At 36.7% G+C, this 15,407-nt stretch carries 14 protein-coding genes; 4 read left to right on the top strand and 10 right to left on the bottom strand.

Features of this window, described 5'->3' with window-relative positions; genetic code table 11:
- Positions 1-53 precede the first annotated feature (53 nt).
- Genes ABIB40_RS05135 through ABIB40_RS05125 form a run of 3 tightly spaced genes read right to left on the bottom strand, consistent with a single transcriptional unit; the run spans position 54 to position 1,987 of the window.
- Positions 54-863 carry a phosphatidate cytidylyltransferase gene (locus ABIB40_RS05135; protein ID WP_354356671.1) on the bottom strand — a complete coding sequence of 270 codons (810 nt, stop codon included), beginning with the start codon at positions 861-863 and terminating at the stop codon, positions 54-56.
- Between the two features lie 10 nt (positions 864-873).
- Entirely contained in the window at positions 874-1,080 is a 207-nt protein-coding gene (locus tag ABIB40_RS05130; RefSeq protein WP_354356669.1) for a putative signal transducing protein, read from the bottom strand.
- On the bottom strand, positions 1,061-1,987 hold the full coding sequence (locus tag ABIB40_RS05125; protein ID WP_354356667.1) for a CPBP family intramembrane glutamic endopeptidase: 927 nt from the start codon (positions 1,985-1,987) through the stop codon (positions 1,061-1,063). The genes ABIB40_RS05130 and ABIB40_RS05125 overlap by 20 nt, the downstream gene beginning before the upstream one ends.
- 42 nt (positions 1,988-2,029) lie before the next feature.
- Between ABIB40_RS05125 and dusB the strand changes: the two genes are divergently transcribed.
- On the top strand, positions 2,030-3,037 hold the full coding sequence (dusB, locus tag ABIB40_RS05120; protein WP_354356665.1) for a tRNA dihydrouridine synthase DusB: 1,008 nt from the start codon (positions 2,030-2,032) through the stop codon (positions 3,035-3,037).
- A gap of 40 nt (positions 3,038-3,077) precedes the next feature.
- Complete coding sequence (gene apaG, locus ABIB40_RS05115) at positions 3,078-3,464, top strand: Co2+/Mg2+ efflux facilitator ApaG/CorD (RefSeq protein WP_354356663.1); 387 nt, start codon at positions 3,078-3,080, stop codon at positions 3,462-3,464.
- Between the two features lie 200 nt (positions 3,465-3,664).
- On the opposite strand, the gene ABIB40_RS05110 is transcribed toward apaG, so the two are convergent.
- The 5 genes from ABIB40_RS05110 to nadA form a co-directional block, all read right to left on the bottom strand.
- Positions 3,665-4,360 (bottom strand): zinc metallopeptidase, encoded by a 696-nt coding sequence (locus ABIB40_RS05110; protein ID WP_354356661.1) that lies wholly within the window; start codon positions 4,358-4,360, stop codon positions 3,665-3,667.
- Between the two features lie 475 nt (positions 4,361-4,835).
- Complete coding sequence (gene purU, locus ABIB40_RS05105) at positions 4,836-5,675, bottom strand: formyltetrahydrofolate deformylase (RefSeq protein ID WP_354356659.1); 840 nt, start codon at positions 5,673-5,675, stop codon at positions 4,836-4,838.
- A 44-nt stretch (positions 5,676-5,719) separates the two neighbouring features.
- Positions 5,720-6,760 carry a thiamine-phosphate kinase gene (thiL, locus tag ABIB40_RS05100; RefSeq protein WP_354356657.1) on the bottom strand — a complete coding sequence of 347 codons (1,041 nt, stop codon included), beginning with the start codon at positions 6,758-6,760 and terminating at the stop codon, positions 5,720-5,722.
- A 68-nt stretch (positions 6,761-6,828) separates the two neighbouring features.
- Positions 6,829-8,088, bottom strand: coding sequence for a dicarboxylate/amino acid:cation symporter (locus tag ABIB40_RS05095; RefSeq protein ID WP_354356655.1), 1,260 nt, complete (start codon positions 8,086-8,088; stop codon positions 6,829-6,831).
- A gap of 1 nt (position 8,089) precedes the next feature.
- Positions 8,090-9,082 (bottom strand): quinolinate synthase NadA, encoded by a 993-nt coding sequence (gene nadA / locus ABIB40_RS05090; RefSeq protein ID WP_502931052.1) that lies wholly within the window; start codon positions 9,080-9,082, stop codon positions 8,090-8,092.
- Between the two features lie 440 nt (positions 9,083-9,522).
- Here nadA and nadB point away from each other — a divergent pair, with 440 nt between their 5' ends.
- Positions 9,523-11,109 carry an L-aspartate oxidase gene (nadB, locus tag ABIB40_RS05085; protein WP_354356651.1) on the top strand — a complete coding sequence of 529 codons (1,587 nt, stop codon included), beginning with the start codon at positions 9,523-9,525 and terminating at the stop codon, positions 11,107-11,109.
- 11 nt (positions 11,110-11,120) lie between these two features.
- Positions 11,121-11,639, top strand: a complete 519-nt coding sequence (locus ABIB40_RS05080; protein ID WP_354356649.1) for a gamma carbonic anhydrase family protein — start codon at positions 11,121-11,123, stop codon at positions 11,637-11,639.
- A gap of 3 nt (positions 11,640-11,642) precedes the next feature.
- Here ABIB40_RS05080 and ABIB40_RS05075 read toward each other — a convergent pair whose 3' ends face one another.
- The gene (locus ABIB40_RS05075; RefSeq protein WP_354356647.1) at positions 11,643-13,397 is read right to left on the bottom strand and encodes an Ig-like domain-containing protein; all 1,755 of its coding nucleotides are present in this window, start codon (positions 13,395-13,397) and stop codon (positions 11,643-11,645) included.
- Between the two features lie 121 nt (positions 13,398-13,518).
- Positions 13,519-15,381 carry a tRNA uridine-5-carboxymethylaminomethyl(34) synthesis enzyme MnmG gene (mnmG, locus tag ABIB40_RS05070; protein WP_354356645.1) on the bottom strand — a complete coding sequence of 621 codons (1,863 nt, stop codon included), beginning with the start codon at positions 15,379-15,381 and terminating at the stop codon, positions 13,519-13,521.
- Positions 15,382-15,407 lie beyond the last annotated feature (26 nt).

Below are 15,407 nucleotides of genomic sequence, written 5' to 3'. Positions count from 1 at the left end.
TCTTTAGTTTGCTCGAAGTAAAATAAAGTGTTTTATGTTAAATCAAAAGTGGGCTATCCCAGGATGAAATAAAGATAAACGTAAACCAATGGAGCAGAAATAAGCAATCCATCAAATCGGTCTAGTAAACCGCCATGACCAGGCAATAAACTACCACTGTCTTTAGTACCTAAACTTCTTTTAAGCATCGATTCTACAAGGTCTCCTGCAGTTCCCACAATAGAGATAAGGAGTGCCATCCCACAGAAAACAAAAAAAGAGCCCTCTATAAAGAATAGGGAGAGCAAGTATGCTATTAGCACACTGGTAAAGATGCCACCCAAAAACCCTTCCCAACTTTTTTTTGGCGAATGTCTTTCAAAAAGTCTCGTCTTCCCGAATTTTACTCCGAAAAGATAAGCGCCGGTATCATTTGCCCAGAGCATTAACAAAAAGGCCAATGGTAAATGAAAACTATACGCGGTCCAGTTTTGTATAAAGCCTAGTCCATGAAAAAATAAAAATGGAAAACCAACATACAATAGCCCCAAAATGGTGAAGCCAATATTGGCAAAAGGTGCTTTTTCCTTTCGGTAAAGTTCTACGACAAAAAATCCGCAGAATAGCGGCATCGCAAAAAGTAAATATTTTAAATTAAAAGGAATATAGTGTCTAATTATAAATGCTAAAAAGAGTGCTACCGAGACAAAAATTCCAAAGAAAATTTGAGGTTTTACATCTGCCTTTACTACAATTTTGTAAAATTCTAGTAATGCCAAAGCACTTAAAAGCAGATAGAATCCAGAAAACACATAGCTACCCAAAAATACCGATGCCAACATAACAAGGGTAAAAAATAAAGCCGTGATTGCTCGAGTTTTCATAGCTCTTTAATTACTCTATGTCGTTTTTTACCAAGTATTCTATGGCGCTATCAAAATTCGACTTATTTACCATTATTTCTATTTCGCCGAAGTTATATGCAGCCAGCTGTTTATTGATGGCTACCGCAGGTATTCCCTCTTCGCTTAAACCCTGCTTAATCACTTCTGCGGTAAAAGTATCTCGTGTTGTGTAAATCTTAACCCAGTTTTCTTCCACTTGACGTATTTTTTTTAAAATATATAAACAAAGCTATGGTAAATATTGCACTTAACAAGTAAAAGTACCAACCAAAGCCAATGGGTTGATCTGCACTATCTAAAGGCATACCGTGAGTTTGCATGTAGTATGCCATACAAACTGCAAATCCATTGTTTAAAAAATGCGCAAGAATGGCATACCACAAATTACCGCTATAAAAATAAAGATATCCAAAACCGGCACCCAACAACATTCTGGGTACAAAGCCATAAAACTGCATGTGTATTGCACTAAAAATAATTGCCGCCAACCAAATGGCTACATGCGGATTCCCAAAAATTCTTTTAATTATGCGCTGCAGCCCTCCTCTAAACATTAGTTCTTCCCCAATAGCTGGTAAAATGGCAATCATTAGTAGGTTGACGAAAAAATCTACTGGGTTTTTAACAGTAATAAGCTCCACCGTCATCTTAGCAGCTGCATCCTCTTTTTCCTTCATCCAATGCTCTACACCTTTTAAAAATTCTGGCAACACCATTTTTTGATTCCAAACCGCAGCCCATTCCATCAATGGCATGCTTATAATCATTATGGTAAGTGTCAAAAATAATAACATCGCCTTTGGCTTATACAAGCCAAAAAATTGCTTTGGCTTTCTATGCTCTGTATAGGCCAACATGATTGGAGGCAACAGAAACATTCCAATTGTTGAACCTATCTGCAGAATCTTCAAGCCACCCAAATAAAGAGGATCGCCCGTTAATAACGAATTAAAGTTTTGAAACAATGGAAGCCCGTAAATGATAAGTAAAATAACCAAGCAAAAGACGGTAAATATAAGCGCTCCCAAAATGGCATAGACCAACAGCAACACAATCTGAAGGAATGGACTGGACTCTTTTTTTTCTGGAATTTCAAAATCCATTTAATTTGTACCTTTGTATTTGAATTTTTTCGAAGATAAAGAATGTCTGTTAAGATAGGAAATATAGATTTAGGGGAGTTTCCTTTGCTTTTGGCTCCGATGGAGGATGTGAGCGACCCACCTTTCCGTTTTGTTTGCAAGCAAAATGGAGTGGATATGATGTACACTGAATTTATTTCTTCTGAGGGATTGATTCGTGATGCCGCAAAAAGCAAACAAAAACTAGATATTTTCGAATATGAGCGCCCGATAGGCATACAAATTTTTGGTGGCGATATAGACCACATGAGAGAAGCCGCAGAGATTGCCTCGCAAGCTGGACCAGATTTGGTAGATATTAACTATGGTTGCCCGGTTAAAAACGTTGTTTGTAAAGGTGCCGGTTCTAGCTTGTTGCAAGACATAGACAAAATGGTTAAAATGACCGCTGCTATAGTAAATGCCACGCATTTGCCGGTAACCGTAAAAACAAGGCTTGGCTGGGACGATAGTACCAAAAACGCGTATGAGGTTGCAGAACGGTTACAAGACGTAGGCATAAAGGCCTTAACCATTCATGGCCGCACAAGGGCGCAATTGTACAAAGGAGAGGCAGACTGGTCATTAATACGCGAGATTAAAAGAAATCCAAGAATAAATATTCCAATTTTTGGAAACGGCGACATAGATAGTCCAGAAAAAGCGGCCGATTGGCGGCTGGAGTATGAAGTAGACGGCATTATGATTGGTAGGGCGGCCATTGGCTACCCCTGGATTTTTAGGGAAATAAAGCATTTCTTTAAAACCGGAGAAAAATTAGAGGGTCCAACCATAGAAGAACGGATTTCTGTTTGCAGCACACATTTAAAAAAATCAATAGAGTGGAAAGGCCCAAAAACTGGTGTTTTCGAAATGCGCCGCCACTATGCAAATTACTTTAAAGGGGTTCCAGATTTTAAGCCGTATAGAATGAGGTTGGTACAAGAAGGAGAAATAAGCAACATTTATGCTATTTTGGAAGAAATTGCAGAGGTATATGGCCAAAACGTGCCGATAGGCGAGTTGGCTTGATTTTTGCCAAATAATAAGCAACACGCAATCTAAAAGAGAGATGACAACAGCTATTACAGAAGGAGTTAAAGTTTCAGTAGAAACGGTTTTTCAACCAGAATATTCTAATCCGGTAAATGATCATTTTATGTTTGCTTACCGCGTAGAAATTTCTAACCTTACTGAAAATAGTGTGCAATTGCTGCGTAGACATTGGTATATTTTCGATTCTAACAGCACTAATAGGGAAGTAGAAGGGGAAGGAGTTGTTGGAGTACAACCCGTAATAGAATCAGGCGAAACCCATGTATATGTCTCTGGCTGCAATCTTAAAACAGATGTTGGCAGTATGAAAGGATATTTTACAATGAAACGTTTGGCAGATGGCGCCTTAATTAACGTAGATATTCCAGAATTTTTTCTCATCGCGCCTTATAAATTAAACTAAGGGTCAGGCCGTATTTATATAAAGGCCGAAAACAAAAGGTTTAAAGCTAAACCTATTTTACAAACTATTATATTGGTTATTTGTGATGATTAATGGATTATATATAATTCAAAATTACCAATCTTTTAATTTTCTGTAAAGCAAAAGCGGCCGAGAAAATCTCAAGCCGCTCGTTACCTTTCATCGGTAGATAAAATTTCTTAATCTCTTCCTCTTCCAAAAAGCATAGATACATAATAGAGCAGGTTTGCCATTGCGCCAACCGCTGCTACCACATACGTCATTGCTGCCCACCAAAGTGCATCTTTAGCTTGCACACTTTCAATTGGTGTTTGCATTACGCTGTCATTAGATTTTAGCCAGGCGATTGCCCTATTGCTCGCATCAAACTCTACAGGCAGCGTTATTATACTAAATATCGTAATTACTCCTAACCCTATTACTCCTATTGCTAAAACGATTGGAGTAACTGAAAATATCAAAAGCATAACGCCCAACAATAGTACCCATTGCAACAAATTAGAAGAAATACTCACCACTGGAACCATTGTACTTCTAAAATTTAACCAAGCGTACGATTTTGCATGCTGAACTGCGTGACCACATTCATGAGCCGCTACCGCTGCTGCCGCTACACTTCTACTATAATAAACATCGGTACTTAAATTAACCGTCTTTTCGGTTGGATTATAATAATCTGTTAATTGCCCTTCTGTACTCATTACATTTACATCATAAATGCCATTATCTCGCAGCATTCTTTCTGCTACTTCTTTTCCCGACAAACCCGAGCTAAGTTGCATTTCTGCGTACTTAGAAAACTTATTTCTAAAACGCCACTGTACAAACATGCTCAACAATAATACCGGGACGATTAAAATTAAGTAAACTCCCATTTTCTAATTTTATGTTTTTCAATCACTCCTATACAAAAAGCGTTCCCATAATAAATGACGCGTAAAAGATGAGTAGATTCCCAAAAGAAGAAGTGCCAAAAATTATAAATTTAGCAGTTTTTTGAGATTTATCCTACTATGTAAAGACCAAATCAATATAAAAACATTTATGTAAAAGTTGTTTCAATAAAGCAAAAGCAAACTTTAATTGCTAAGATTTATTTAATCAAAAAGGCTGGATTATTAGCCGCATTGGGCTAATAGCCTGGATTAAAGTTCTTTTATTAGTTATTTGAACTTATAAAGAGCATCGGGCTCTTTCTTAAAATTTTGAATCTTTTTAAGAATTTTGGTTTTGATGGAAGAAAAAAAATGAACTATAAAATACGTACTACTAAAAACCACTATTTTAAACGACTTAATTGTCTTGTATTTAAAATTGAACAATACTTAACTGATAAGCTACATTCTTTTGCTATTTAAACACCACTGTTTTATTGCCACTTATAAAAACGCGATGTTCGAACACTAAATCTAACGCCTCCAGCAACACTCGCTTCTCAACTTCTTTGCCGGCTTTTACCATTTCTTTTAGCCCGAAATTATGATCTATATGGGTAATTTGTTGTGCAATAATTGGCCCTTGATCCAGCTGATCGGTAACAAAATGTGCAGTTGCACCTATTATTTTTACCCCGCGCTCAAATGCCTGCCGGTATGGGTTGGCACCGATAAAAGCTGGTAAAAAAGAGTGATGGATATTGATAATTTTTCTCGGATAATGTTGTACAAAATCAAAAGAAAGTATTCTCATAAATTTTGCCAATACGATATAATCTACCTCAAATTTATCAATGATGGCTTTTACTTCTTCTTCAAACTGTTCTTTGCTTTTTTCTTTATGATCTATAAAAAAGTAGGGTATACCAAATTGAGCCGTAACGTTTTGTAAATCTGGATAATTGCCAATTACACACTTAACCGATGCCCCAAGATTTTCAAATTGATTTTTAACTAAAATTTCTGCCAAGCAATGGTATTCTTTCGTAACTAAGATTGCCGCTGTCGGCTGCTCTGCAGAAACAATATTAACGATAGCATTTGCAGGCAAAAACCTCAGCAAGTTTTCCTTCAAAAGTAAATGATTGCTTGTTAAATTACCACACGCAATCCTAGCGAAAAATGAGTTATTTGCTTCATCAACAAATTCTCGCATGGCAATGATATTTAGATTTTCTGCCGCCAGCACATTACTGATGCCAGAAACCAATCCAACGCTATCTGTACAAGAAATTAAAATGGTAAGGGCTTCCAAACAGGTTTTTTATTAACTTAAAACGTATTACTTAAAACTTCTCGTCATCTTTTAAAAGCATTCCAACCTTGTGCTGTTAACTCGTGCACCTGGTCTGATTTAGAAACCATCTTACACCCAGAATTTTTATCTGTAACATGTCCAATCACTGTTACATCAACATCATTCTTCAGTTTTTTATAATCGTCTTGACTGATGGTAAAAAGTAGTTCGTAATCTTCTCCGCCACTTAATGCACAAACCGTTGGATCTAATCCAAGCTCTCTCGCTGTTTCGTAGGTCATTGGATCTAAAGGAATCTTATCTTCGTAAATGGTAAAACCTTTACCGCTCTGCTCTGCTAAATGCAGAATTTCCGAGGCTAAACCATCAGAAACATCAATCATAGAAGTAGGTTTTATGTTTAAATCGTCTAACAAAGCAACAACGTCTTTACGTGCTTCGGGCTTTAGCTGGCGTTCTATAATGTAATCTTTCCCTTCTAAATCTGGCTGTATTTGCGGATTTTCTAAATAAATAAGCTTTTCTCTTTCTAAAATTTGCAAACCTACGTAGGCACCACCTAAATCGCCAGATACGCATAGCAAATCATTTTCATTTGCGCCACTTCTATACACTACCTTATCTGCATCAACATAACCAATACTGGTTATACTAATTACCAAACCTTGCTTGCTAGCAGAAGTATCTCCGCCAACTAAGTCTATGTTAAATCTATTACACGCCAATTCTATGCCCTTATAAATTTCTTCTACAGCCTCTAACGGAAACTTACTAGATAACCCTATAGATACAGTAATGCTACTTGCCATACCGTTCATGGCATAAATATCACTTAAATTTACTTGGACGGCCTTATATCCTAAATGTATCAGTGGAACGTAGGCCAAATCAAAATGGATACCCTCTAAAAGGAGATCTGTTGATATGAGTACCTGCTTTCCCTTGCCATCTAAAACGGCTGCATCATCGCCAATCCCTTTAATAGATTCACTATTTTTTATCGCAAATCGAGAAGTCAAGTGTTTTATCAAACCAAACTCACCCAATTCGTTTATCTCCGTCTTTTCTTTATTTTCAAACATATTCACAAAACTATTTACTTTTCATTTTTGCTTTTAAAGGTTTGATCTTATTACAAACTAAAATCATTTTAACTAATCACCTCCATCAAACCCGACACATTTTTCTTACTTTTCATCCAATTTTTACCCTCTGTAAATCTCGCAATCAACATGGCAGCAACATTATCGCCTGTAGCATTTAAAAGTGTCGCCATAGGATCTACCAAGGTACCTATAATCATTGCTGGCGGTAACGCTTCTGGTGGAAGGTGATAGGCAGAAATCATCAATAATTCGCCTATGTATCCGCCATTTGGTATTCCGCCCTCTACAATACTTACCAATACGGTAATTACTAGCGCCAGCAAAATAGTATCTACATGTGCCAAATCTTTCCCAAAAATAGCAAAAACAACGGCTATTTTAACAATAGAACTTATGCTAGAACCGTCTTTGTGTAAAGTAGATCCCAACGGTACCGTTACATTTGCCACGTAATTTGGTACGCCCATTTTTGCAGTTCCATCTAAATTTGCTGGTATTGTAGCAATACTGCTGCAAGTGCCTACAGCTGTTAAGCCTGGCACAATGTTATTCTTCCAAAAGATTTTAATTGCTTTAAAACCACCAGCAACAAAAGCATATAAACTAAAGAAAACTACAAAATAAAATGCTCCTACTCCATAATAAAGTCCTAATGCCTTTGCATAAGTACCAAAAAGTTGAGGACCAAAAAAACCAACCTGATAGGCAAAATAAGCACCTAAACCAATAGGTCCTAATTTCATAATCAAGATTATTAATTTCTTCATCACCTCATTTCCAGAAACTAAGAAGTTTTTAAAAGCAGTTCCTTTTTCATCCGCGTAAAGCGTTGAAAAGCCAACAAGTACAGAAAAAATAATTAGGGCTAGCATATTTTGTCTGCTACCAATTTGATAAAACTCATTAACCGTTAGCAATTGAGTTATTTGTTCGCCAACGTTTTGAGATTTTACTGTTTCTGGAGAAAATACAGTTGCAGAAATGTGCTGTGTAATGGGAAAAAACCAAGTTGCTGTTAACGTAAGTAACGCCGCTATAAGTACCGTAGACAAAAACACCAACACCATAACCGTTAGCAATTTACCTAATTTTTTATCTCTATCTATGTTTGCAATGGCCGATGATACCGCAAAGAATACCAAAGGAATAACGGCCGTGAACAAAAGATTTAAAAAAATATCGCCCAGCGGTTTAATGGCTTCTATATTTTCACCAAAAAATATTCCATAGATACTTCCTAAAATTATCCCTAATAATAACCACAAAAGGCTGCCGTAATTCTTTAGGATAACTTTTGCCTTCATGTTACAATCCTAATTCTGCAGAGATATCCAACATACGTTGTATTGGTTTTCTAGCTAGTGCAATAATATTTTCTGGAACGGTAACTTCTGGTAAACCATTTTTTAAACATAAATAAAGCTTTTCCAGGGTATTTCTTTTCATGTACGGGCAGTCATTACAAGCACAGCTGTTGTTTGGTGGTGCAGGAATAAAAGTTTTTGTGGGATTTGCTTTTTCCATTTGATGGATAATGCCACTTTCTGTTGCCACTATAAATTCTTTGGCTGGATTATTTATGGTGTATTTTAACAAACCGGTGGTAGAACCAATATAATCGGCCATTTTCAACACTACTTCCTCACATTCTGGATGAGCTATAAATTTTGCTTCAGGATGACGTTCTTTGAGTTTTGTAATCTTCTCTTTAGAAAAAATCTCATGTACCATACACGCACCGTTCCAAAGCACCAAATCTCTACCTGTTTTTTTAGCTACCCAAGCACCTAAATTTCTGTCGGGACCAAAAATAATTTTCTGTTCTATAGGCAAACTTTGCACAATTTGTACAGCATTGGTACTGGTACAAACAATATCGCTCATTGCCTTTAATTCTGCAGTACAGTTTACGTAAGTGATCACTAAATGATCTGGGTATTTCTCCTTAAATTTCTTAAACAAATGTGGCGGACAACTATCTGCCAAAGAGCATCCAGCTTTTACATCTGGCAATAAAACCGTTTTTTCTGGTGATAAAATCTTTGCAGTTTCGGCCATAAAATGAACTCCAGCAAAAACAATCACTTCTGCATCAGTCTTTGCAGCCTCTTGCGATAATCCTAAACTATCGCCAATATAATCTGCAATATCTTGTATATCAGGTTCTTGATAGTAATGTGCTAATACAATGGCATTTTTAGCCTTTTTTAATTCTGCTATTTCTTTAAAAAGATCTAAAGTCGGGTCTATCGGTTCGTCTACAAACCCTTTCTGTTTAATTTCTTCTAAAATATCCATAACTTGTTTTTTATCCTTTCGAAGCTTCTCCAAAGATACATGCTTTCCACACTTTAATATTTAATAGTTATTTTAAATATATACTTATTAATTTTTATTAGTGTGTTAACTTTGTTGGCAAGTTTCTAAAATAGACTCTTCCTTTTAAGTTATTAAGCAATTGTCAACAATTTTGTTTGCAATTAGAAATACTACTTCGCTCATTTACAACGAAATTTATAAATTAGATTTAACTTTTCAATAGTAGAATGTTAATTGTTTATAAACTTGAAAAAGTTAGTTACTAATAGAAATTTGCTTAAAAGTTGATTAAAGAAAAGGGTCAGTCTGGTATTTTCAGCTATCTTTAAACAATCAATAAAATTTGTTAGCTCAAAGTGCACATGAAATTAACAATTGTTATGGGTTTGTTAACATAGTTTTTTAAAACATATAGATAAATGCGGAAAGTAGATTTTCTGGTAATTGGCTCGGGCATCGCAGGTTTGAGCTTTGCATTAAAGGCAGCTAAACACGGCAAGGTTTTAATAGTTACAAAATCAAATGAAGACGAGTCTAATACAAAATATGCGCAAGGTGGTGTTGCCGTGGTGGTTGACAAGCAAGATTCGTTTGAAAATCACATTTCTGATACCTTGATTGCTGGCGATGGTCTTTGTGATGAAAAGATAGTAGAGATTGTTGTGAGTGAAGGCCCAAAGCGCATACAAGAAATTATAGATTATGGCATAAATTTCGATAGAGATAAGTCTGGTTTTTACGACCTTGCCAAAGAGGGCGGACATTCTGCACACCGGGTGTTGCACTACAAAGATGTTACCGGATATGAAATAGAGCGTGTTTTGCTCCAAGAAATTCATAAAAACGAAAACATAGAGATGTTAACACATTACTTTGCTTTGGAGTTGATCACCCAACATCATCTAGGTACTTTTGTTGATAAACGTAGTGAAGATATTAACTGTTATGGCGTATATGCCTTTAACACAGGTCTTAACGATGTTGAAAAGATTCTGGCTAAGGTAACGGTTATGGCTGCTGGTGGCGCTGGGCATATTTATTCTGCCACAACCAATCCGGTTATTGCTACCGGCGATGGTGCTGCAATGGTTTATAGAGCTAAGGGTAAGATAAGAAATATGGAGTTTATACAATTCCATCCTACAGCATTGTATCATCCTGGCGAGTATCCATCGTTTTTAATTTCTGAAGCTGTAAGAGGTTTTGGAGGTATTTTAAAGCGGAAGAATGGTACCGAGTTTATGCAAGAATATGATGAGCGGTTATCTCTGGCACCCCGCGATATTGTGGCCAGAGCTGTTGATGCAGAGATGAAGAAGTCTGGAGATGATTTTGTTTACTTGGATATAACTATGAGAAGTAAGGAAGATATTTTGAAACATTTTCCAAATATCTATGCCAAGTGTCTTTCTATTGGAATAGATATGGCTGTGGATTATATTCCTGTTACGCCTGCGTCTCATTACATGTGCGGAGGAGTAATGGTTAACGAGTATGGTCGTTCTTCTATTAAGAATTTATATGCCTGCGGAGAATGTTCATCTACCGGATTGCACGGTGCTAATAGGTTGGCGTCTAATTCATTATTAGAAGCAACCGTTTTTGCACATCGAATTTATCAGGATGCAATAGAGAATTTTAAAGACAATAGTATACCCGATGATATTCCAGATTGGGATGATAAAGGTGTTACCCAAGTTGATGAAGATATTCTTGTTACCCATAATTTACGAGAAACACAGCGGATTATGGGCGATTACGTAGGTATTGTGAGGTCAGATTTTAGGCTTCAAAGGGCCTATCGTCGATTATTTCTTATTTATGAAGAGACTGAGGAATTTTATAAAAAGAACAAAGTATCCGTTAAACTTTGTGAGCTAAGAAACGTAATACAAGCGGCCTATCTTGTTATTAAATCTGCCATGGAACGCAGAGAAAGTAGGGGATTACATTATACCACAGATTATGACTGGCGCATAGAAAAAATTCACGACACGATACTCTAAATTTTAAAGACATGCCATTAATACTTCCTGTAAAAGGAGTTTTTCCAACGATATGCTATGATTGTTTTATTGCGGAAAATGCTACTATTGTAGGCGATGTAACCATCGGAAAAAAATGTTCTATTTGGTTTAATGCTGTGATAAGAGGTGATGTAAATAGAATTTCTATTGGCGATGAAACTAACATTCAAGATGGAGTGGTTGTACACGCTACTTATCAAAAAGCATCAACAACCATCGGAAATAGGGTTTCTGTCGGTCATAATGCCATTGTGCATGGATGCATTATAAAAGATAATGTGTTAATAGGAATGCATGCCATTGTTATGGATCATGCCGTAATAGAAGAGTTTTGTATTGTAGCTGCAGGTTCGGTTGTTTTAGAAAATACGGTGTGCGAAAGTGGTTATATTTATGCAGGTACACCCGCAAAAAAGATAAAACCCATCTCAGATCATCAACGTGATTTGTTAAGAAAATTGCCAGACAATTACATCTTATACAGCAGTTGGTTTCAAGATAAAATCTAGGTATTAATTAAATTTTCGATTAATGTTATCGTTGTTGTTAATATTCTTGTTGTTAATATTTTTGTTTATATTATTATTATTTTCAGTTCCTGGTTTTTTAAACGGGGCTGCGGTTGGTTTATCAGGAGGTGGTGGGATGATAAGTTTATCTTCTCGTTCCCAATTTGCCCTTAGAGAGCGCTCCACGGGATCATACCAAATTTTTTCCGGTTGCAAGCCGGCAGAAACATTTCCTGTGTCCCAGTTGCCATTATTGTTCGCATCGTAGACAACTCGGATGTAATATTTTCCAGAGGGATAGTTTGCAAAGTTTATTGTTTGATTTTTGCTTATGGGATAAGATTTAATTGTTTCCATTCGTTCGGAAATAAACTCTACTAAGTAACTTTTGGTTGTATCTGGAACTTCTACATGAAGTGTCAACGTGCCATAATCGTCTTTGCTCCCAAGCGTAAAAACTTTATTAATCGCCTTATTTTTGGTGTTAAATATAGCGGTAAATGCACCCGGTTCTAACTTTATAGTGTAGGTTTTTTTTGTTCGCCATGGATATTTGAGGTGGTATTTTAAAAAATCCACACTGTCTTTTACGAGTTCAAAATTTGTTCTTTTTACAGAGTCATCTAACAAGGTAATTTTGGATGGATCTGCACTGGCAATAGGAAAATTGGCGGTTAATGTGTAAGAACTAAACGGACTAAGTTTTAAATCGTTGGTATTGTCGGTAAACGTTAGTTCTCTTTTATAGTCGTCTTTCTTGCCGCGCGTAAACGATATGGTATCTAGTTTTTTTCCGGCGGCAGAGATTTCTAACTTTACAGAATCGAAATCTAATTTGCCAAGCCATACTCTTGCCGTGTCGTTATTTTTAGAAAACGATACATATTTATCCTTATCTAGTTCAGTTGTTTGGATAACACTAATTTTAGGTTCTTTTAACTGCTGGTTAAACACGAAAAACATACTTCCATCTAAGTTGAACTTTCGTTCAACAGTTCTGTATTTTGTTGCTTTTTCTTTAAAGATTTGTATATCGTAGTTTTGAATGTTTTTGTCTATGTGGGCCGTGTCTTTTCTAAATCCTATTTCATCAGAAATTTGTTGATAGATTTTGTCGCCGCCGCCACCTGGTTCTTTTATTGCATAAACCTTATAATAGTCTTCTCTTAAATTATTCAGCTGGTAACGTCCCGAACTGTCTGTGGTGGTATAGATAGAAGGTCGCTTCTTGCCTAACAATGAATCTTTGTTAAGTGGAAGGATAAAGACGGTAGCATCTAATTCGGGTTCGCCAGTTAAAGAACTTACTACGGTTCCACTTAGCTGTAAAGAGTCTATTTTTGCTCCAGTAGAAAAAACATAACTCAAGTTTTTAATTACGTTTCCTTCATTAACATCGGCAACGGCTTTCCCAAAGTTTAAGGTATAAGTAGTGTTCTTCTCTAAAGTATCTTGCAAATCAATTTCAAGTTTTTTCCCCTTAGTTTTTAAGATAGGTGGTTTTTCTTGATCTGGCGAAATGCTAAATTCTTTGAACTCATCATTCAATTTAAAATATTCGTCAAATTCGATGGTGATTTTTTTTGCCTTAAAATATTTAGTCAGATTTTTTGGAATCATGGTGACTACCTTAGGTGGAGTCGTGTCTCTCGGCCCACCCTGTGGGTTTTGTGGGACTGCACAAGCCGCTAATAGACCACAAATGCCGTAAACAGACAAATTTATCAAGCTAAAAAAAGGTGTTCGTTTATTTCGCATTTTCAAGCGTTTTAAGGCATTTTTGGCTTCTTTGATATTCAACATCAAAAAATATTTTTTTTAACGTTAGATAGGATGATATTTTTTGTGTGTAAATATTATTTAAAATATTGATAACCAGTTACTTGGTAATATATACCATCAAAACAGAAATATCTGACGGAGAAACTCCAGATATACGAGAAGCTTGACCAAGCGTTCTCGGTTTCACCTTAAATAACTTTTCTCTTGCCTCTTTAGAGATTGATACTATTTTATTGTAATCGAAGTCTGCACTTATAGACTTATCTTCCATCTTCAACATCTTCGCAACGATCTCGTTTTCCTTTTCAAAATAGCTCTCGTATTTTATTTTTATTTCGGCCTGTTCTATTGTTTCTTCATTTAGGTGTTCGGTTGCTTTTGCTAATGGGTAACTTACTAAAATTAAATCTTTTAACCCTACGTGTGGTCTTCCAATTAAACTATATATTTTAACGTTTTGTGTTAATACACTAGAGCCAAGATTTTCGAGCATAGGATTTGCCACAGTCATTTCTATACCCTGATGTTTAGTAAATCTAATTAAATCTTCTGCATCGGCAATTTTTTTATTTACCTTTTCTAATCGTTCATTTGATACTAAGCCAAGTTTATGGCCTATTGGAGTCAGTCGAATATCTGCGTTATCTTGCCTCAATAGCAAACGATGTTCTGCTCTAGAAGTAAACATTCTATATGGTTCTTCAGTGCCCTTGGTAACCAGATCGTCAATCAATACGCCGATATAACTCTCCGATCGTTTCATGATCACAGGCTCTTTTTCATTTATTTTTTGATGGGCATTTATTCCTGCCATAAATCCTTGGCAAGCTGCCTCCTCATAACCCGTAGTGCCATTAATTTGGCCAGCTAGAAATAGGTTGTTAATTTGTTTGGTTTCTAAAGTTAAGTCTAATTGTGTTGGTGGAAAAAAATCGTATTCTATGGCATATCCTGGTCTAAACATTTTTGCATCTTCAAAACCCGGGATTAGTCTGAGTGCTTTTAGTTGTATGTCTTCTGGCAGGGAAGTGGAAAAACCGTTCACATAAATTTCGCAAGTGTTCCAACCTTCTGGCTCAACGAAGATTTGATGTCGGTCTCTTTCCGAGAACCTATTTATTTTGTCTTCTATAGATGGACAATATCTTGGTCCGAGTCCTTTAATTCGTCCGGTAAACATCGGAGATTTTTCAAAGCCTTCTTTAAGTGTTTCATGGACCGCAGTGTTGGTGTAGGTAATCCAGCAGCAGCGTTGTTCTGTTGAACGCTTTGTGTCTGTGAAAGAAAATTTACTGGGGTTTTCATCGCCCCACTGCTCTTCCATTTTTTCATAATTTAACGACCTACCATCAACCCTTGGCGGAGTACCGGTTTTCATTCGCCCAGATTGCATTCCTAGGCCTACCAGTTGCTCTGTAATTCCAATTGAAGCGCGCTCGGCAGTTCTGCCACCGCCAAATTTTTTCTCTCCAATGTGTATGATTCCGTTTAAAAAAGTTCCGTTGGTTAAAACCACCGCCGTACTCTCTATCTCAATTCCAAGAGAAGTTTTTACACCGTAAACTTTTTCGTTTTTTACTAAAATTCCTACAACGCTATCTTGCCAAAGGTCTATGTTTTTTGTTCGCTCAAGTGCTAGGCGCCATTCCTCCGCAAAGCGCATTCTATCTATTTGCGCTCTCGGGCTCCACATTGCTGGGCCTTTAGAAAGATTTAGCATGCGGAATTGGATGGTGCTTTTATCTGATATGATACCCGAGTAGCCGCCCATTGCATCTATTTCGCGTACAATCTGGCCCTTTGCAACTCCACCCATGGCGGGGTTGCAGCTCATTTGGGCAATAGTACCCATGTTCATGGTTATTAGAAGAACTTTTGAGCCAAGGTTTGCAGCTGCCGCCGCTGCTTCACAGCCTGCGTGTCCCGCCCCTACTACCACTAAATCGTATTTATCAAACATCTTTATTTTTATTAATGTTTCACGTG

The organism is Pedobacter sp. UYP30 (assembly GCF_040547165.1).
Lineage (GTDB): Bacteria > Bacteroidota > Bacteroidia > Sphingobacteriales > Sphingobacteriaceae > Pedobacter.
Note: the sequence above shows the minus strand (reverse complement) of the source record. Positions and strands in the feature narration are given on the sequence as shown.

Coding starts and splice junctions, on each gene's coding strand:
- ABIB40_RS05135 (WP_354356671.1), bottom strand. CDS start 863: ATGAAAACTCGAGCAATCACGGCTTTATTTTTTACCCTTGTTATGTTG.
- ABIB40_RS05125 (WP_354356667.1), bottom strand. CDS start 1,987: ATGGATTTTGAAATTCCAGAAAAAAAAGAGTCCAGTCCATTCCTTCAG.
- dusB (WP_354356665.1), top strand. CDS start 2,030: ATGTCTGTTAAGATAGGAAATATAGATTTAGGGGAGTTTCCTTTGCTT.
- apaG (WP_354356663.1), top strand. CDS start 3,078: ATGACAACAGCTATTACAGAAGGAGTTAAAGTTTCAGTAGAAACGGTT.
- ABIB40_RS05110 (WP_354356661.1), bottom strand. CDS start 4,360: ATGGGAGTTTACTTAATTTTAATCGTCCCGGTATTATTGTTGAGCATG.
- thiL (WP_354356657.1), bottom strand. CDS start 6,760: ATGTTTGAAAATAAAGAAAAGACGGAGATAAACGAATTGGGTGAGTTT.
- ABIB40_RS05095 (WP_354356655.1), bottom strand. CDS start 8,088: ATGAAGGCAAAAGTTATCCTAAAGAATTACGGCAGCCTTTTGTGGTTA.
- nadA (WP_502931052.1), bottom strand. CDS start 9,082: ATGGATATTTTAGAAGAAATTAAACAGAAAGGGTTTGTAGACGAACCG.
- nadB (WP_354356651.1), top strand. CDS start 9,523: ATGCGGAAAGTAGATTTTCTGGTAATTGGCTCGGGCATCGCAGGTTTG.
- ABIB40_RS05080 (WP_354356649.1), top strand. CDS start 11,121: ATGCCATTAATACTTCCTGTAAAAGGAGTTTTTCCAACGATATGCTAT.
- ABIB40_RS05075 (WP_354356647.1), bottom strand. CDS start 13,397: ATGCGAAATAAACGAACACCTTTTTTTAGCTTGATAAATTTGTCTGTT.
- mnmG (WP_354356645.1), bottom strand. CDS start 15,381: ATGTTTGATAAATACGATTTAGTGGTAGTAGGGGCGGGACACGCAGGC.